Raw genomic sequence first — 18,423 nt, 5'->3', positions numbered from 1 at the left:
ACGTGCGGGGCGGACGGAAGTGAATCGTGTGGATCACCGGATCACCCTGGTCAGGGTTCGGCGAGCCGGCGTACGGCGGCCATCGGGACCTGCAGCCACTCCGGGCGGTGCCGGGCCTCGTACAGCACCTCGTAGACGGCCTTGTCCGTCTCGTACGCGCGCAGCAGCACCGGATCGGTGCGCGGGTCCCGGCCCGCGGTCTCCGCGTAGCCGGAGCAGTACGCCGCACGGCACCGCACGGCCCAGTCCGGCTGCGGCGGGTCCGCGGAACGTGCCGCGTAGTCGAAGGACCGCAGCATCCCGGCCACGTCCCGTACCACGGGCTGCGGCATCCGCCGCTCGGCCAGCGGCCGTGCCGGTTCGCCCTCGAAGTCGATCAGCGACCACTCTCCGGCCGGGGACCGCAGGCACTGGCCGAGATGCAGATCGCCGTGCACACGCTGGGCGGTCCAGGTCTGCCCCTCGGCGGCCAGGTCGTCCAGCGCCGTGTACGCGGTGCCCAGCCCGTCCGCGTACGGCCGCAGCGCGGGCACCGCCTGCACCGCCGCACCCAGCCGCTCGGCCATACCGGCGACCATGTGCCGCAGCCGGCTCCGGCCCAGGGTGACCGTCGGCAGCGCGCGGGCCAGCGCGGTGTGCACCTCGGCGGTGGCCCGCCCCAGCGCCCGCGCCTCGGCGGTGAAGTCCTCGCCCTTGGCCAGCTCCCGCAGCGCCAGCTCCCAGCCGTCCGTCGCGCCCCGCACGAAGGGCTGGAGCACACCCAGCACATACGGCTCGGGTGCGGCCGGCGCCCCGACGGCACCACGACCGCCGGTGGCGTCGGTTCTGTCGGGATCTGTCACCAGCCAGGCCGTGGGCGGGGGCACCCGGGGGCAGCCCTCGCGGGCCAGCGCCAGCGGCAGCTCCAGGTCGGGGTTGATCCCGGGCACGATCCGGCGCAACAGCTTCAGAATGAACGTATCTCCATAGACGACGGACGAGTTCGACTGCTCGACGGTCATCAGTCGCGGCACCAGACCGGACGCGATCTCCTGCCCCGGATCCCGCTCGAAGCGCAGCCCGCCGATCCGGGCTCGGGAGCGCAGGGCCTCCAGGAGCAGTTCGGCGGGCCGGGTGTCGTACAGGGCCTCGTACACAGTCCGCCCGGCCAGCGGGCCCTGACTCGGATGCCCGATCAACGCGGGTGCGAGCCTGGGCGGCAGTGCCTCGCGCACGCCCAGCAGCAGCTGGTAGCAGTCGCCGGGGCGGTCGGCCCCGCCCTGGGCGGACAGGGCGGGCTGGTGGGCGCGGACGAGCAGGTGGTACAGGCCCAGCCTGGCGCTGGGCGGAAGTAACTCGGTGGCCGCGACCAGGGTGAACCCGGTGACCGGGCGCCCCTTGCCCGCGAACCAGCGCTGTCGCGGCAGCCACTGCCTCAGCAGCGGATCCAGTGACGCAAGGAGGCCGGGCGGGGGTGCGACCGTACGTATGACGGCTTCCGACATTTCAGTCGCGTCCTTTCCCCGGATCGTCGGGGTGTTACTGATGCGTGCCCCGGGTGGCGCGGGGGAAACCGCCCCACCCGGGGTCGGCGGGTGCTACGCGGCGTCCCCGCGCAGCCGGAACCAGTAGAAGCCGTGGCCTGCGAGGGTCAGCAGGTACGGCAGTTCGCCGATGGCGGGGAAGCGCACTCCGCCGAACAGTTCGACGGGATGGCGGCCCTGGAAGGCGCTCAGGTCGAGTTCGGTGGGCTGGGCGAAGCGGGAGAAGTTGTTCACGCAGAGCACCAGGTCGTCGCCGTCCTGCCCGGTCGGCGGGGCCTCGCGCAGGAAGGCCAGGACGGCCGGGTTCGAGGACGGCAGTTCGGTGTAGGAGCCGAGGCCGAAGGCGGGGTTCTGCTTGCGGATCTCGATCATGCGGCGGGTCCAGTGCAGCAGCGAGGACGGCGAGGCCATGGCCGCCTCGACGTTGCTGACCTGGTAGCCGTGGACCGGGTCCATGATGGTGGGCAGGAACAGCCGGCCGGGGTCGCAGGAGGAGAAGCCGGCGTTGCGGTCGGGGGTCCACTGCATCGGGGTGCGTACCGCGTCGCGGTCGCCGAGCCAGATGTTGTCGCCCATGCCGATCTCGTCGCCGTAGTAGAGGATCGGTGAGCCGGGCAGGGACAGCAGCAGGGCGGTGAACAGTTCGATCTGGTTGCGGTCGTTGTCCAGCAGCGGGGCCAGGCGGCGGCGGATGCCGATGTTGGCGCGCATGCGGGGGTCCTTGGCGTACTCGGCCCACATGTAGTCGCGTTCCTCGTCGGTGACCATCTCCAGGGTCAGTTCGTCGTGGTTGCGCAGGAAGATGCCCCACTGGCAGCCGGCGGGGATGGCGGGGGTCTTGGCGAGGATCTCGGAGACCGGGTGGCGTGACTCGCGGCGCACGGCCATGAAGATGCGGGGCATGACCGGGAAGTGGAAGGCCATGTGGCATTCGTCGCCGCCGGCACTGTAGTCGCCGAAGTAGTCGACGACGTCCTCCGGCCACTGGTTGGCCTCCGCCAGCAGGACGGTGTCGGGGTACTGTGCGTCGATCTCCTTGCGTACCCGTTTGAGGAAGGTGTGGGTGGCGGGCAGGTTCTCGCAGTTGGTGCCCTCGGCCTGGTAGAGGTAGGGCACCGCGTCCAGCCGGAAGCCGTCGATGCCCAGATCCAGCCAGAAGCGCAGGGCGGCCAGGATCTCCTCCTGCACGGCCGGGTTCTCGTAGTTGAGGTCCGGCTGGTGGGAGAAGAAGCGGTGCCAGTAGTACTGTCCGCGTACCGGGTCGTAGGTCCAGTTGGAGGCCTCGGTGTCGACGAAGATGATCCGGGCGTCCGGGTACTGCTTGTCGTCGTCGGCCCAGACGTAGTAGTCGCCGTAGGGGCCGTCGGGGTCCTTGCGGGATTCCTGGAACCAGGGGTGCTGATCGCTGGTGTGGTTCATGACGAAGTCGATGATCACGCGCATGCCGCGTTGGTGTGCGGCGTCGGCGAACTCGACGAAGTCGGCGAGGTCGCCGAAGTCGGGCAGGACGGCGGTGTAGTCGGAGACGTCGTAGCCGCCGTCGCGCAGGGGTGAGGTGAAGAAGGGGGGCAGCCACAGGCAGTCGACGCCGAGCCATTGCAGGTAGTCGAGCTTGGCGGTCAGTCCCTTCAGGTCGCCGATGCCGTCGCCGTTGCTGTCCTGGAAGGAGCGGACGAGGACCTCGTAGAAGACGGCCCGTTTGAACCAGTCCGGGTCGCGGTCCCTGGCCGGGGTGTCCTCGAAGGTGTCCGGTACGGGCTCGTTGACGATCATGATGCGGGTGACCCTCCGATCTGCGGGGTGGACGGTCGCAGAGCCGTGCCGTGCTCATCCGGGGCCGCGGCGGTGGCGGCCGGTGCCGTGCGGCCGTCGGCTTTCCGGCCGACGACGAGCACATGCGCGCCGCCCGGTTCCAGACGCACGTAGTTGGTGCTGCCCCAGTGATAGGTCTCGCCGGTGAGCTCGTCGCGCACCGGCACCGACTCGTGCCGGTCCAGGCCGAGTTGCGGCATGTCCAACGAGACGGTGGCCTCCTGGGTGTGGTGCGGGTCGAGGTTGGCGACCACCAGGACCGTGCTCGAACCCTTCCGTTTCGAGTAGGCGATGACCGGCTCCTGGTCCGCCTGGTGGAAGTGGAGGTCCCGCAGCTGGCGCAGCGCCGGGTTCTCCCGTCGGATGGTGTTGAGCTTGGTGATCAGGGGGGTGATGGTCTCTCCCCGGCGTTCGGCGCCCTCCCAGTCACGCGGGGTGAGCTGGTACTTCTCCGAGTGCAGGTACTCCTCGGAGCCCTCCCGCAGCGGGGTGTTCTCGCACAGTTCGTAGCCGCTGTAGATGCCCCAGGACGGGGAGAGGGTGGCGGCCAGCACGGCGCGGACGGCGAAGGCGGGCCGGCCGCCGTGCTGCAGGTAGGCGTGCAGGATGTCGGGGGTGTTGGTGAACAGGTTGGGCCGCATGTAGCAGGCCGCCTCCCCCGACAGTTCGGTGAGGTACTCGGTCAGTTCCCGCTTGGTGGTGCGCCAGGTGAAGTAGGTGTAGGACTGCTGGAAGCCGATCTGGGCCAGGGTGTGCATCATCGCCGGGCGGGTGAAGGCCTCCGCCAGGAAGACGACGTCGGGGTCGGTGCGGTTGATGTCGGCCAGGACGCGTTCCCAGAAGGCCACCGGTTTGGTGTGCGGGTTGTCCACCCGGAAGATCCGCACGCCGGCGGCCATCCAGTGCCGCAGCAGCCGGCAGGTCTCGGCGACCAGGCCGCCGCGGTCGGTGTCGAAGGCGAGCGGGTAGATGTCCTGGTACTTCTTGGGCGGGTTCTCCGCGTGGGCGATGGTGCCGTCGGGGCGGTGGTGGAACCACTGGGGGTGTTTGTGCACCCAGGGGTGGTCGGGGGAGCACTGCAGGGCGAGGTCCAGGGCGACCTCCAGGCCCAGCTCGCCGGCGCGGCGGACGAACCAGGTGAAGTCCTCCAGGGTGCCCAGCTGGGGGTGGACGGTGTCGTGGCCGCCCTCGGGGGAGCCGATGGCCCAGGGCACGCCGACGTCGTCGGGGGCGGCGGTGAGGGTGTTGTCGCGGCCCTTGCGGTGGGTGGTGCCGATGGGGTGGATGGGCGGGAGGTAGACGACGTCGAAGCCCATGGCGGCGATCGCGGGCAGCCGGCGGGCGGCGGTGCGGAAGGTGCCGTGCGGCTGGTGGGGGGTGCCCTCGGAGCGGGGGAAGAACTCGTACCAGGAGCCGTACAGGGCGCGTTCGCGTTCCACGAGCAGGGGCATCGGGTCGCCGGTGGTGACCAGTTCCCGCAGTGGGTGGCGGGCCAGGACCGCGTCCACCTCCGGCGTCAACGCCGCCGCCAACCGGGAAGCCGTCGGTCGCCGTTCGTCGCGCAGCGCGTCCGCCGCGGCGAGGAGGACGCCCCGGCGGTCCGGTTCCGGTACTCCGGCCGCCGCCCGTTCGTGGAGCAGGGCGCCCTCCTCCAGCACCAACTCCGTGTCCGTACCCGCCGGGATCTTGATCCGCGCGTGACGGCGCCAGGTCGTGACGGGGTCGCCCCACGCCTCCACGGTGTACGTCCAACGCCCCGTCGCGTCGGCGCGGACGGTCGCCCCCCACCGGTCCGTGCCCGGCGCCAGTTCCCGCATCGGGGTGAACGGCCCGGGTCGGCCCTCGGGGTCCTTCAGGACGACGTTGGCGGCCACCGCCTCGTGCCCCTCACGGAAAACGGTGGCCGTCACCTCGAACGTCTCACCGACGACGGCCTTCGCCGGCAGGCGTCCCTGACGGACCATCGGCCGGACGTCGAGGACGGGGATGCGCCCCAGGGAGGTCGAGTTCGCCGCGGCCGGTGGGGGCGTTCCGGCGGCGGGCTTCGGAGAAGGTGTCGGAGGGGCCGACGACGAATGATGCGTGGCGGGCATGACCGCTCCTGTCCGCGTCAACGTGGGTGGGCGGATGACTGTGGGGAGGTGGGTCCTGCTTGATGCTGCGTGGGGTTCCTGAGGGGTGTACCGCAGGAGCCTTCCCACACTGTTCGGGTGGGCAATCCGGCGCTTTGTTAACTACCCGCGCGTATGTCGACATACAAGACCGGCCCCGTCCGTGCGGGACGGAGCCGGTCCTCGAGAGGCCCGCTCCCGGCTCCTCGCCGGCTTCCCCGCCGGTGCCCGGGTGGTCGTGGCGCGAGGGTCCGGCAGGTGCGCACTACCGCGTCGGCGTCCGGAGCAGCCGGTTCGGCGAGCCGAGCCCGCGGCCGCTCACCTTCCCACTCGTCGCCCCCCTGACCAGTGCGTTCGCCACCTGCGCCGGGGCGGCCCGCCGATGCTCGGCGAGGTACAGCGCCGCCGCGCCCGCCGCGTGCGGGGACGCCATCGACGTACCCGAGGCGGTGACTTGCCCGGTGTCGCTCGCGGCCGACGCCGAGGTGACGGACACCCCCGGGGCGAACAGATCGAGGGCTGAGCCGTGGTTGGAAAAGGCCGGTTTCTTGTCCTGCCGGTCGGTCGCGCCCACCGTGATCGCCTGCTTCACACCCGCGGGTGAGTACAGGGCCGCCGCTGTTCCCTCGTTTCCCGCGGCAACCGTGTAGCTGACGCCGGACGCGATGGACTTCCGTACGGCGGAGTTCAGTTGGGCGTTGTGAAAGCCGCCGAGGCTGAGATTGGCGACCGCGGGCCTGACCGCGTTCCGGGTCACCCAGTCGATGCCCGCGATCACCTGGGCCGTGGTGCCCGAGCCGTTGTCGTCGAGCACACGGACGGAGACGATCCTGGCCCGCTTCGCGACGCCGTGGGTCTTCCCCGCGATGATGCCGGCCACATGGGTGCCGTGGCCGTTGCCGTCCTGGGCGGTCCGGTCGTTCTGGACGAAGTCCCAGCCGTGCCGGGCCCGGCCGCCGAAGTCGCGGTGCGACGTTCGTACGCCGGTGTCGATGACGTAGACCGTCACCCCCGCGCCCGCCGTGGCCGGCGTGGTGTACCGCTCGTCCATCGGCAGGTTCCGCTGGTCCACGCGGTCCAGTCCCCAGGACGGCGGGTTCTGCTGCGTGTTGTTCAGTGTCTTCTGCGGCTTTTTCGGCTTTTGCGGCTTCTCCGGCGTCCAGGCCGGTGTCACCCGGGTGTCCTGGGTGACCGAGGTGACCCGGGGGTCGGCCGCGAGCCGCGCGGCCTCTCTCGCGTCGGCCCGGACGGCGTAGCCGTTGAGCACGGTGCCGTAGGTATGGCTGATTCTCGCCCCGTAGCGCTGCACGAGATCCCTGCCGATCGCCGAGCGTGCCGCGGTCCCCTTCTCCAGTGTCACCAGGTAGCTGCCGGTCACGGAGCCGGGTGCCCCGGCGCCGGATATCCGCCCCTCAGGTGCGGCGTGCGCGGGCAGGGTCGCGGCCGAGACCGTCGCGGTACACAGGACCGCCGCCATGACCCCCGCCCGGCGCAGACGCCGCGTTCGCGTCCGTGCCATGGTCCGAGTTCCCCTCCTTGACTCCGCCTACGGCGAATCGGCGTACGGCGTCGCGGGCCGGGGTGCACCCAGGCCCGCGACGCCGTACGCCACCGTGGCAGCGTCTCGTGCGGAACGAAGTGCCACAAGGACGCCTGCGGGTGGGGAATCGGCCATATCCGCCATGAGGCGAATCGTTTGGGTCGGGGTACGGCGGGGCCGGGTCGCCCGGCTTCCACCGTGGAGGGCGTTCCCGCCGGTACTGTCGTGCGCGACGACCGGACGCACACAGCCGTCCTTCCGCACCGCGACTCGCGCCGAGGTGGAACTTGAAGGCGATCCGTCGATTCACCGTCCGACCCGTTCTCCCCGAACCCCTCCGGCCCCTGAGCGAACTGGCCCGGAACCTGCGCTGGTCCTGGCACACGCCGACCGGCGACCTGTTCCGCTCCGTCGACCCCGAACGCTGGGCCGCCTGTGGCCGGGACCCCGTACGGCTGCTGGGCAGTGTGCCGCCCGACCGGCTCATGGAACTGGCCGGGGACCGCCCGTTCCTGGACCGTCTCGACGCCGTCGCGGACGACCTGCACACGTACATGACCGGCGACCGCTGGTACCAGGGCCAGTCCGGCTCCCGGTCGCAGGGTGACCGACTGCCCGCCGCCATCGCCTACTTCTCCCCGGAGTTCGGCATCACGGCCGCTCTTCCGCAGTACTCCGGCGGGCTCGGCATCCTCGCCGGCGACCACCTCAAGGCCGCCAGCGACCTCGGCGTCCCGCTGATCGGCGTCGGTCTGCTCTACCGGCACGGCTACTTCCGCCAGTCGCTGTCCCGGGACGGCTGGCAGCAGGAGCACTACCCCGTCCTCGACCCCCACGAGCTGCCCCTCGCCCAACTCAAGGAGCCCGACGGCACCCCCGCCCTGGTGATCCTCGCGCTGCCCGGCGGCCGCTCGCTGCGCGCCCGGATCTGGCTGGCCCAGGTGGGCAGGGTCCCGCTGCTCCTGCTGGACTCCGACGTCGAGGAGAACGACCTCGGCGAACGCGGTGTCACCGACCGGCTCTACGGCGGCGGCAGCGAGCACCGCCTGCTCCAGGAGATGCTGCTCGGCATAGGAGGGGTCAGGGCGGTCCGCGCGTACTGCAGGCTGACCGGTCACGCACCGCCCGAGGTGTTCCACACCAACGAGGGCCACGCCGGTTTCCTCGGCCTGGAACGCATCGCCGAACTGCGCACCGACGGAATGGAGTTCGGCCCCGCGTTGGAGACGGTCCGGGCGGGGACCGTGTTCACCACGCACACCCCCGTACCGGCCGGCATCGACCGTTTCGACCGCGAACTGGTCGCCCGCCACTTCGGCCCCGACGCCGAACTGCCGGGCATCGAGGTCGACCGCGTCCTCCGGCTCGGCATGGAGACGTACCCCGGCGGCGAGCACAACCTCTTCAACATGGCCGTCATGGGCCTGCGTCTGGCCCAGCGCGCCAACGGTGTCTCCCTGCTGCACGGCAGGGTCAGCCGCGAGATGTTCGCCGGGCTCTGGCCCGGATTCGACCCCGAAGAGGTGCCCATCACCTCCGTGACCAACGGGGTGCACGCGCCGACCTGGGTCGCCCCCGAGGTGCTCCGGCTCGGCGCCCGGCAGATCGGCGCCGAGCGCGCCGAGGAGGCGCTGGCCGTCGGCGGCTCGGACCGCTGGGACTCGGTCGGGGACATCCCCGACGAGGACATCTGGGAGCTGCGCCGGTCCCTGCGCTCGCTGCTGGTGACGGAGGTGCGGGAGCGGCTGCGCGCCTCGTGGCGGCAGCGCGGCGCGGGGACGGCGGAGCTCGGCTGGATCGACCGGGTGCTCGACCCGGACGTACTGACCATCGGCTTCGCCCGGCGGGTCCCCTCGTACAAGCGGCTGACGCTGATGCTGCAGGACCGGGACCGGCTGACGGACCTGCTGCTGCACCCCGAGCGGCCGGTGCAGATCGTGGTCGCGGGCAAGGCGCACCCGGCGGACGAGAGCGGCAAGCGGCTCATCCAGGAACTGGTCCGGTTCGCCGACGACCCGCGGGTGCGGCACCGGATCGTCTTCCTGCCCGACTACGGCATGGCGATGGCGCAGAAGCTCTACCCGGGCTGCGACATCTGGCTGAACAACCCGCTGCGGCCGCTGGAGGCGTGCGGGACCAGCGGTATGAAGGCCGCCCTCAACGGCTGCCTCAACCTCTCGGTGCTGGACGGCTGGTGGGACGAATGGTTCCAGCCCGACTTCGGCTGGGCCGTCCCCACCGCGGACGGGGCGGGCGGGGGAGCCCCCACGCTCTCGGCGGCGGGGGACGACCCGGACCGGCGCGACGCCCTGGAGGCCGCCGCGCTGTACGACCTGCTGGAGCAGCGGATCACGCCGCGCTTCTACGAGCGCGGTGAGAGCGGGCTGCCCGACCGGTGGCTGGAGATGGTCCGGCACACCCTGAGCCTGCTCGGCCCGAAGGTGCTGGCCGGCCGCATGGTCCGCGAGTACGTCGAGCGCCTGTACGCGCCCGCCGCGCGCGCCCACCGGGCGATGGGGCCCGACCGTGCGCGCGACCTCGCCCGGTGGAAGACCCGGGTGCGCGCCGCCTGGCACGGCGTGAGCGTCGACCACGTCGAGACGTCCGGGACGACGACGGCCACCGCGGAACTCGGCACCACCCTCGTGCTGCGGGTGCGCGTCGGCCTCGGCGACCTCGATCCGGACGACGTCGAGGTCCAGGCGGTCTCCGGGCGGGTGGACGAGGAGGACCGCATCACCGGCGCGACGCCCGTCCCGCTGAAACCGGTGGGGGCCGCCGACCTGGAGGGCCGCTGGGTGTACGAGGGTCCGCTCTGCCTGGACCGCACCGGGCCCTTCGGCTACACGGTACGTATCCTGCCCAGCCATCCGCTGCTGGCGCACGGCACGGAGATGGGTCTGGTCGCGGCCCCCTCGGAGGACGTCCTGGGGGCGGCGGGGCTGCTGATGCGGTAGGCCGCCGGTCCGGCGGACGGACGTCGGGTGACGCGAAGGGCCTCAGAACTCCTCGAGGCCCTTCGTGGCCAGGCGCCGCAGCACCGTGCCGCAGCGGCGGGCGTAGGCGTGCTGCATTCCGCGTGCCGCCGGACCGGCGGCCCGGGCGTACCAGCTGGCCGCCTTGCTGAACGCGGAGACGGTCAGCCACACCGTTCCGTCACCGGTGCGGTGCACGACGAAGGCCTCCTCGCCGCACTCCGGGTGACCGGGCAGGGTGCCGTACGCCCAGCCGGCCCTGCGGGGTTCCTCCAGCGTCCAGACCACCCGGCACGGCGCCCTGACCACCCCGGCGAGCGTGACGGTGACGTCGACACCGGGCGCCGCGCGGTCGGCGGTGGTGTCGATGCCGACGCCCAGGGCCCGGTGCAGCTCCCAGCTGAGCACCGCCTCCGCACCCTGGCGGAAGACCGCCTCGCCCTCGCCGAGGCGGGTGCGCACGTGCAGGGGATGGAAACCGGGAGGGCAGAAACCCGGCTCACGGGTCGCGCCGACGTGGTCGTAGGTGAAGTCCGCCGAAGACATGGGACCCAAGGGTAGGGCGGCCCCGCACACCCGGTGGCACGGGGGCGCCCGCACCGGAGTCCGATCCTCCGGTGCGGGCGCCCCCGTGCCGCGTACGGCGGGCCCGTGGCCTACCGGCCGCCTGGCCCTGCGCCCTCAGCCACTGGCGCGGGCGCCGACGTTGACGGCGGCCCAGGCGTTCTGCACCGCCTTGTACTCGGCGCTGCTCGTGCCGTACAGCTCACCGGTCGCCGCCAGGGTGCCGGTGCGGGCACCGGCGTAGTTGGTGGTCGAGGTGAACTTGGTGGTCAGCGCGCGGAACCAGATCTTCTCCGCCTTGGCACGGCCGATGCCGGTGACCGGCAGCCCGTCCGAGGTGGGCGAGTTGTAGCTGACGCCGTTGACGGTCTTGGCGCCGCTGCCCTCGCTCAGCAGGTAGAAGAAGTGGTTGGCGGGGCCCGAGGAGTAGTGCACGTCGATCGAGCCGAGCCCGGAGTACCAGGAGTCCTTGGACGAGCCGTCCTTGCTCGGCCTGTCCATGTAGCGCAGCGGGGTGCCGTCGCCGCGGATGTTGATCTCCTCGCCTATGAGGTAGTCACCGACGTCCGAGGAGTTGCCGGCGTAGAACTCCACCGTCGCGCCGAAGATGTCGCTGGTCGCCTCGTTGAGGCCGCCGGACTCCCCGCTGTAGCGCAGGCCGGCGGTGTTCGAGGTGAGACCGTGGGTCATCTCGTGGGCCGCCACGTCGATCGAGGTCAGCGGGTTGACGTTGCCCGATCCGTCGCCGTAGGTCATGCAGAAGCAGCTGTCCGACCAGAAGGCGTTGACGTAGTTGTTGCCGTAGTGCACTCGGGAGTAGGCGCCCACGCCGTTCCCGCGGATGCCGTTGCGGCCGTGCACGTTCTTGTAGTAGTCCCAGGTCAGCGCGGCCCCGTAGTGGGCGTCGGCGGCGGCCGACTCCGCGTTGGACGGGCTGCCGTTGCCCCAGACGTCGTCGGAGCCGGAGAACAGCGTGCCGGTGCCGGAGGTGCCGCGGTTCAGGTTGTACGTCCTGTGGTTGCCGCGCGCCCCGTCGGTGAGGTTGTACGACGACCCGGACCGGGTGGTGGTCAGGTCGACGGTGCCGCTGTAGACGGTGTGGCCGGTGCCGGTGTGGACGGCCTGCCACTCGTACAGCTTCTCGCCCGTGGTGGCGTCGGTGACGACGTGCAGTTCCTGCGGGGTGCCGTCGTGCTGGAGCCCGCCGACGACGGTCTCGTACGCGAGGGTCGGGGTACCGTCCGCGGCCCAGACGACCTTGCGCGGGGCGCCCTCGACGTCGGGGCTCTTGGCGTTCTCGGCCTTCGCGGCGCCGAGGGCCTGCTGCTCCGCCTTGGCGGCGGGCACCGCGGCCTTGGTGGTGGCGGGCTTCACCGAGGCCCGGGTGGCCTTGACCACGGACTCGGCCGTGCCGGCCCGTTCGCCCTGGACGACCAGGTCGCCGCCGAGGACGGGCAGGCCGTCGTAGGTGCGCTCGTAGCGGACGTGGACGGTGCCGTCGCGGTCCTTGAGGACGTCACGGACGACGAGCTGCTCCTTCTCGCCCAGTCCGAGGTCCGCTGCGGTGTCCGCCTTGGTGGCGTTCGCCTCGCGGATCAGCTCGGCGCGCTGGGCGGGGGTGAGCCGGACCGACTCGGCGCCCGGGTTCGCCCGGCTCGAGGCCGACGGGGTGTCGTCCGGGGCGGCGGTGGCGCTGCCGGACTGCACGGCCGTGGCGACCAGGGCGGCGACCCCGGCGAGGGCGACGGCGGCGGTGCGGCGGCGTGCGGTGTGGGGGGTGCGTCCGTGGGAAGACCTGCTTCTCAACACTGACTCCTTCTGCGCGGCCGCGGGTTGTGCGGCCAGGGGAGACCGGCCGACTGGTGAGCCGGCCGGGCAGAACAGGGCGGTACGCGGTACCACGTGCTGCTGTGCTGGAGCGGTGGCCGGGGCACGACGGTTCGGTGGCGCTGTGGGGTTGTCGCGCGGCGGCCGTGGGAAGAGTCGCAGGAGACCGCACTCCTTGTCAGGAGCGCGTCATAACATTGGCCGGAAACAGTCCGTTGTCCGAGAGTTCAGGTTCGATAAACGGAGCGTTTCGCCGGTGTGGCGCCGGTGCTGCCGACGACGGCAGCGGTTCCACGCCTGCCCGCTTCTTCACGTACGTCTTCTTCGCGTACGTCTGCGCTCCCGCTACGCCAGGCTGTCCCGCCAGGCGCGGTGGAGGTCCGCGAAGCGGCCGGTGCCCGCGATGAGTTCGGCCGGGGCGCCGTCCTCCACGATGCGGCCGTGTTCCATCACCAGGACGCGGTCCGCGATCTCCACGGTGGACAGGCGGTGGGCGATCACCACCGCCGTACGCCCCTGCAGGACCGTCGCCATCGCCCGCTGCACCGCCCGCTCGCCGGGGATGTCCAGGGAGCTGGTCGCCTCGTCCAGGATCAGTACGGCCGGGTCGGCGAGCAAGGCCCGGGCGAAGGCGACGAGTTGGCGCTGGCCGGCCGAGATGCGGCCGCCGCGCTTGCGTACGTCGGTGTCGTAGCCGTCGGGCAGGGCGGCGATGAAGTCGTGCGCGCCGATCCCCTTCGCGGCCCGCTCGATCTCCGCACGGGTGGCGTCCGGACGTCCGATGGCGATGTTCTCGGCGACCGTGCCGGAGAACAGGAACGCCTCCTGCGTCACCATGACCACCTCGCGCCGCAGTGCGGGCCCCGCGAGATCGCGCAGGTCGACGCCGTCCAGCAGGACCCGGCCGTCGGTGGGGTCGTAGAAGCGGGCGAGCAGTTTGGCCAGCGTCGACTTGCCCGCACCGGTCGAGCCGACGACGGCGACGGTCTGCCCGGCCGGGAGGGTGAGGTCGAAGCGGGGCAGCACCTCGCCGCCGGTGCGGTACGCGAAACGGACCGAGTCGAAGACGACCTCGCGCCCCGGGTGCCGCGACGGCGCCTCCGGAAGCTCCCGGGGGGCCGCGGGCTCCGGGACGGACGGGACCTGTGCCAGGAGCCCGGAGATCTTCTCCAGCGAGGCGGCCGCCGACTGGTACGCGTTGAGGAACATGCCCAGCCGGTCGATCGGGTCGTACAGCCGCCGCAGGTACAGCACCGCCGCCGCCAGCACGCCGAGCGCGAGCGTCCCGTCCGCGACCCGGTAGGCACCCCACAGCACGATCAGCGCGACCGTCGTGTTGGCGACCACCCGGGAACCGACGACATAGCGGGCCATCTCCAGCAGGGCGTCCCCGTTGGTCCGCTCGTGCCGCCGGTTCAGCGCGCGGAAGTCGGCGTCGTTGGCGGCCTCGCGGCGGAAGGCGCGCACCGGGCGGATGCCGTTCATCGTCTCGACGAACTTCACGATCACCGCGGCGATCGCCGTCGACCGCTGCCGGTACACCTCCGTGACGCGCCGCCGGTACGACCGTACGAGTGCGTACAGCGGGACGAAGGACGCCGCCGCCATCGCGCCGAGCCCGAGGTCCAGCCAGAGCAGCAGCACCGAGACGTAGACGCAGGACACGATGACCGTGACCAGCTCCTGCAGGCCCTCCTCCAGCAGTTCCCGCAGCGACTCGACGTCCGTGGTGGAGCGGGAGATGAGCCGGCCCGAGGTGTAGCGCTCGTGGAAGTCGACGCTGAGCGCCTGCGCGTGCCGGAAGATCCGGCCGCGCAGATCCAGCAGCACGTCCTGGCTGACCCGGGCGGCGGTGGCGATGAACGCGTACTGCAGCACGCCGCCCGACGCCGCGCACAGCAGACAGCCCACCGCGACCGCGATCAGCGGCCCGTGGTCGGCGGCCCTGAACGCGGGCACGCCCCGGTCGATCGCGTACGCCACCAGCAGTGGACCCGCCTGCACCGCCGTCTGCTGGAGCAGCAGCAGGAGCGCGGTGAGGGCGACCCTGCCCCGCATCGGGGCCAGCAGGGAGCGCAGCAGGACGCCGGTGGCGCCCGGGGGAGTGGGCAGTACGTCCTGGTCGAAGGGGTCGCCGGCCTGCGGGGTGCGTGGCTCGCCGTTCTTGCCGTCCTCGTCCCGCGCGGGCGCGGTGGGGGCCGCCGTCATCGCTGGTTCTCCTGTTCCCCCGCCGGGTCGCCGGCCATGAGGTGGGCGTACTCGGGGTGGGTGCGCAGCAGTTCGTGGTGGGTGCCGACCGCCGTGATCCGGCCGCCGGAGAGCAGGGCGACGCGGTCGGCCAGCAGCACCGTGGACGGGCGGTGCGCCACGATCAGCGCGGTGGTGTCGGCGAGCACCCGGCGCAGGGCGGCCTCGACCGCGGCCTCCGTGTGCACGTCGAGCGCGGACAGCGGATCGTCCAGCACCAGGAACTCGGGCTGCCCGACCACCGCGCGGGCCAGCGCGAGACGCTGCCGCTGCCCGCCGGAGAGACTGAGCCCCTGCTCGCCGACCTGGGTGTCGGTGCCCTGGGGCAGCGCGTCCACGAAGTCGGCCTGCGCCACGCCCAGCGCCCGCTCCAGCTCGGCCTTCCCGGCCCCGGGCCCCGCGCCCATCAGCACGTTCTCCCCGACCGCGGCCGAGAACAGGGTGGGCTCCTCGAAGGCGACGGAGACCCTGCTGCGCAGCTCCTCGCGGGAGAGCGCGGTGATGTCCGTGCCGTCCAGGGTGATCCGCCCCGAGGTCGCCTCGTGCAGCCGCGGGACCAGGGCGGTGAGCGTGGTCTTGCCGCTGCCGGTCGCGCCGACCAGGGCCATCGACTCACCGGGCCGGATGTGCAGGTCGACACGGTCGAGGACGGGCGGGGAGCCGGAGGGGGCGTCGGGGTAGCGGAAGGTGACGTCGTGGAAGCGCAGCCCGCCGTCGCCGCCGCCCTCGGGGGTGACCGATGTCCGTGCGCCGTCGGGGCCCGGGGACTCCTCCTCGGCGTCCATCACCTCGAAGTACCGCTCGGTCGCGGTCGCCGCCTCCTGGCTCATCGCCAGCAGGAAGCCGATCGAGTCCACGGGCCAGCGCAGTGCCAGGGCCGTCGACAGGAACGCCACCAGGGTGCCCGCGGACAGGTCCCCGTCGGCCACCCGCATGGTCCCCAGCACCAGTGTCGTGCCGATGGCCAGCTCCGGGAGCGTCACGATGACGCTCATGATGGAGGCCAGCAGCCGGGCCTTGTGCAGCTCCGTCCCGCGCAGCTCCTCCGACAGCTCCCTGAACGCCCGCGCCTGGCTGCGGTGCCGTCCGAACCCCTTGATGACGCGGATGCCGAGCACGCTCTCCTCGACGACCGTCGTCAGGTCGCCGACCTGGTCCTGGGCGAGCCGGGACGCCTTGGAGTACCGCTTCTCGAAGGCCACGCAGATGACCATCACCGGCACGGCCGGAATCAGGAACACCAGTCCCAGAGCCCAGTCCTGGACCAGCATGATGATCACACCGACAAGGATCGTCACCCCGTTGACCAGAAGGAACGTCAGCGGGAAGGCCAGGAACATGCGCAGCAGCATCAGGTCCGTGGTCCCCCGGGACAGCAACTGCCCCGACGGCCACCGGTCGTGGAACGCCACCGGCAGCCGCTGCAGACGCCGGTACAGGTCCGCCCGCATCCCCGCCTCGACCCCCGACAGCGGGCGCGCCACCAGCCACCGCCGGAACCCGAACAGCAGGGCCTCCGCGAGCCCGAGCAGCAGCAGGTACAGCGCGCCGAGCCACACACCCGCAGGGTCCCGGTCGGCGATCGGACCGTCCACCATCCACTTCAGGACCAGCGGGATGACCAGGCCGATGCACGAGGCGAGGATCGCGATGAAGGCGGCGGTGAACAGCCGCGCCCGCACGGGCCGCACGTACGGCCACAGGCGCAGCAACGTACGGACCGTGGACCGCGCTTCGGGCGCTTCGGGCGTTTCGAGAGGCGGGGGCGCGGGTGGGGGTGTCGTGGCCATCAGCAGTGAGCCTACGGAACGCAACTGACACTGCCCACCGAGTTTTGGCCGGACCGGACTCGGTCTTCGGGCCTACGACCTGCGGCTCCGGCCGCCTGCACGGGGAGACCGGGGGAGTCGTACCACCCCATCAGCCGATCGGTCGATGCGTCTCGAGCGTGACGGCCGATGTACGGGAACCCCGCCCACCGGGACGCTTGGTGCCATGCCCGTCATCGAAGTCACCGATCTGCGCAAGTCCTACGGGGGCCGGCCCGCCGTGGACGGCGTGTCCTTCACGGTCGAGGAGGGCGAGATCTTCGGCGTCCTCGGCCCCAACGGCGCCGGCAAGACGACCACCGTGGAATGCGTCGAGGGCCTGCGCGTCCCCGACGCGGGCCGCGTCCGCGTCACCGGCCTCGACCCGGTCGCCGACCACGGGCAGGTCGCCCAGGTCCTCGGCGCCCAACTCCAGCAGAGCCGGCTCCAGGCCAAGATCACCGTCCGCGAGGCCCTGGAGCTGTACGCAGCCTTCCATCCGCGACCCGCCGACTGGCGGCCCCTGGCCGAACGCCTCGGCCTGACCCCCCACCTGAACAGCCGCTTCGGCAAGCTCTCCGGCGGGCAGCAGCAACGCCTGTCCATCGCGCTCGCCCTCATCGGCGACCCCCGGATCGTCGTCCTCGACGAACTCACCACCGGACTGGACCCCCGGGCCCGCCGCGACACCTGGCAGCTCATCGAGGACATCCGCGCGAACGGAGTCACCGTCCTGCTCGTCACCCACTTCATGGAGGAGGCCCAGCGCCTCTGCGACCGGATCGCGGTGATCGACAAGGGCAGGGTGGCCGCCCTGGACACCCCGGCCGGGCTGATCCGCCGCTCGGCGGGCGCCACCGTCATCAGCTTCACGCCCTCCGTGCCCCTGGACGAGCACGACCTGAACGGCCTGCCCGGCCTCGCCTCGATCGAGCACCAAGGCGGCCGCGTCACCCTGTCCGGCACGGACGAGACCGTCAACGCCGTCATCACCCTCCTCGCCCGCACCCGGGTCACCGCCCACCAGCTCCGGGTCACCGACGCCACCCTGGACGACGCGTTCCTGGACCTGACCGGGCGTACCGACGCCACGCCCGAGCACGACACCACGCCCGAGCACGCCGCCACCGAGGAGGTCCGGGCGTGACCACTTCCGTCCTCACCCCTGTCCTCAACGCAGCCGTCCTGCGCAGCGAGATCCGCCTCTTCCGCCGTGAGCCCGGCGGGATCTTCTGGGTCCTGCTCTTCCCCACCCTCCTGCTGGCGATCCTCGGCTCCATCCCGTCCTTCCGCGAGGCCGACCCGTCCTTCGGCGGGCTGCGCCCGGTGGACGCGTACGTCCCGGTCGCCGTGCTGCTCGGCCTGCTCGTCGGCGGCCTGCAGGGCATGCCGCAGACCCTCACCGGCTACCGCGAACAGGGCATCCTGCGCCGGATGGCCACCACCCCGGTACGGGCCACGGCCCTGCTCGGCGCGCAGATGCTGGTGTACGGCGGGGCCGCCCTGCTCTCGGCGCTGCTCTCGCTCGCCGTCGGCCGGCTCGCCTTCGGCGTGCGGCTGCCCCGCCAGCCCCTCGGCTATCTCCTCGCGCTGCTCCTCGCCGTGCTCGTCGCCCTCGCCCTGGGCGCCGTGCTCTCCGCGCTGTCCCGCACGACGAAGATCGCGGGCGCGGTGGGCTCCGCCGCGCTGTTCCCGGCGATGTTCTGCGCGGGGGTGTGGCTGCCGGTGCAGGCCATGCCGGACCTGCTCGCCGACATCGTCGGCTGGACCCCGTTCGGCGCCGCCGCCGAGGCACTGAACCAGGCCGCCGCCGGCGCCTGGCCCGGCTGGACCCACCTGGCCGTCCTGGCGGCCTGGACCCTGCTGCTGACGGCCGCCGCCGCACGCTGGTTCCGCTGGGAGTGAGCGGGTGACCGAGCGGGTGACCGAGCACACCGAGCACACCGAGCACACCGAGCACACCGAGCACACCGAGCACACCGAGAATGGAGTCATGTCGGACGGGGCGGGGACAGG

11 protein-coding genes are annotated in these 18,423 nt (G+C 72.0%); 3 read left to right on the top strand and 8 right to left on the bottom strand.

Annotated features, from left to right (window positions below; translation table 11 throughout):
• Positions 1 to 50: 50 nt before the first annotated feature.
• The 4 genes from AC6F7H_RS06245 to AC6F7H_RS06230 all read right to left on the bottom strand — a co-directional run bounded on the left by AC6F7H_RS06245 (position 51) and on the right by AC6F7H_RS06230 (position 6,965).
• The gene (locus AC6F7H_RS06245; protein WP_500755746.1) at positions 51 to 1,484 is read right to left on the bottom strand and encodes a maltokinase N-terminal cap-like domain-containing protein; all 1,434 of its coding nucleotides are present in this window, start codon (positions 1,482 to 1,484) and stop codon (positions 51 to 53) included.
• Between the two features lie 93 nt (positions 1,485 to 1,577).
• Positions 1,578 to 3,296: a maltose alpha-D-glucosyltransferase gene (treS, locus tag AC6F7H_RS06240; protein WP_500755745.1), complete on the bottom strand. Its 1,719-nt coding sequence runs from the start codon at positions 3,294 to 3,296 to the stop codon at positions 1,578 to 1,580.
• Complete coding sequence (locus AC6F7H_RS06235) at positions 3,293 to 5,428, bottom strand: alpha-1,4-glucan--maltose-1-phosphate maltosyltransferase (protein ID WP_500755744.1); 2,136 nt, start codon at positions 5,426 to 5,428, stop codon at positions 3,293 to 3,295. Before AC6F7H_RS06235 ends, treS begins: the two co-directional genes overlap by 4 nt.
• A gap of 283 nt (positions 5,429 to 5,711) precedes the next feature.
• Positions 5,712 to 6,965 (bottom strand): S8 family peptidase, encoded by a 1,254-nt coding sequence (locus AC6F7H_RS06230; RefSeq protein WP_500755743.1) that lies wholly within the window; start codon positions 6,963 to 6,965, stop codon positions 5,712 to 5,714.
• Between the two features lie 308 nt (positions 6,966 to 7,273).
• Here AC6F7H_RS06230 and AC6F7H_RS06225 point away from each other — a divergent pair, with 308 nt between their 5' ends.
• Positions 7,274 to 9,943 (top strand): glycosyltransferase family 1 protein, encoded by a 2,670-nt coding sequence (locus AC6F7H_RS06225; protein WP_500755742.1) that lies wholly within the window; start codon positions 7,274 to 7,276, stop codon positions 9,941 to 9,943.
• Positions 9,944 to 9,985: 42 nt separating this feature from the next.
• Here AC6F7H_RS06225 and AC6F7H_RS06220 read toward each other — a convergent pair whose 3' ends face one another.
• From AC6F7H_RS06220 to AC6F7H_RS06205, 4 genes are all read right to left on the bottom strand, one after another.
• Entirely contained in the window at positions 9,986 to 10,507 is a 522-nt protein-coding gene (locus tag AC6F7H_RS06220) for a DUF1990 domain-containing protein (protein ID WP_500755741.1), read from the bottom strand.
• A 135-nt stretch (positions 10,508 to 10,642) separates the two neighbouring features.
• A complete protein-coding gene (locus AC6F7H_RS06215; RefSeq protein ID WP_500755739.1) occupies positions 10,643 to 12,331 on the bottom strand; it encodes a M4 family metallopeptidase in 1,689 nt (562 codons plus the stop codon).
• A gap of 366 nt (positions 12,332 to 12,697) precedes the next feature.
• Complete coding sequence (locus AC6F7H_RS06210) at positions 12,698 to 14,560, bottom strand: ABC transporter ATP-binding protein (RefSeq protein ID WP_500755738.1); 1,863 nt, start codon at positions 14,558 to 14,560, stop codon at positions 12,698 to 12,700.
• Positions 14,557 to 16,389 carry an ABC transporter ATP-binding protein gene (locus AC6F7H_RS06205; RefSeq protein WP_500755737.1) on the bottom strand — a complete coding sequence of 611 codons (1,833 nt, stop codon included), beginning with the start codon at positions 16,387 to 16,389 and terminating at the stop codon, positions 14,557 to 14,559. The genes AC6F7H_RS06210 and AC6F7H_RS06205 overlap by 4 nt, the downstream gene beginning before the upstream one ends.
• A 205-nt stretch (positions 16,390 to 16,594) precedes the next feature.
• Here AC6F7H_RS06205 and AC6F7H_RS06200 point away from each other — a divergent pair, with 205 nt between their 5' ends.
• Together AC6F7H_RS06200 and AC6F7H_RS06195 are read left to right on the top strand one after the other, a co-directional pair.
• Entirely contained in the window at positions 16,595 to 17,554 is a 960-nt protein-coding gene (locus AC6F7H_RS06200) for an ABC transporter ATP-binding protein (protein ID WP_500755736.1), read from the top strand.
• Positions 17,551 to 18,312 (top strand): ABC transporter permease, encoded by a 762-nt coding sequence (locus AC6F7H_RS06195; RefSeq protein ID WP_500755735.1) that lies wholly within the window; start codon positions 17,551 to 17,553, stop codon positions 18,310 to 18,312. The genes AC6F7H_RS06200 and AC6F7H_RS06195 overlap by 4 nt, the downstream gene beginning before the upstream one ends.
• Positions 18,313 to 18,423: the final 111 nt, after the last annotated feature.

The organism is Streptomyces sp. MMS24-W38 (assembly GCF_059889265.1).
This window is presented reverse-complemented; position numbering and strand designations above follow the sequence as displayed.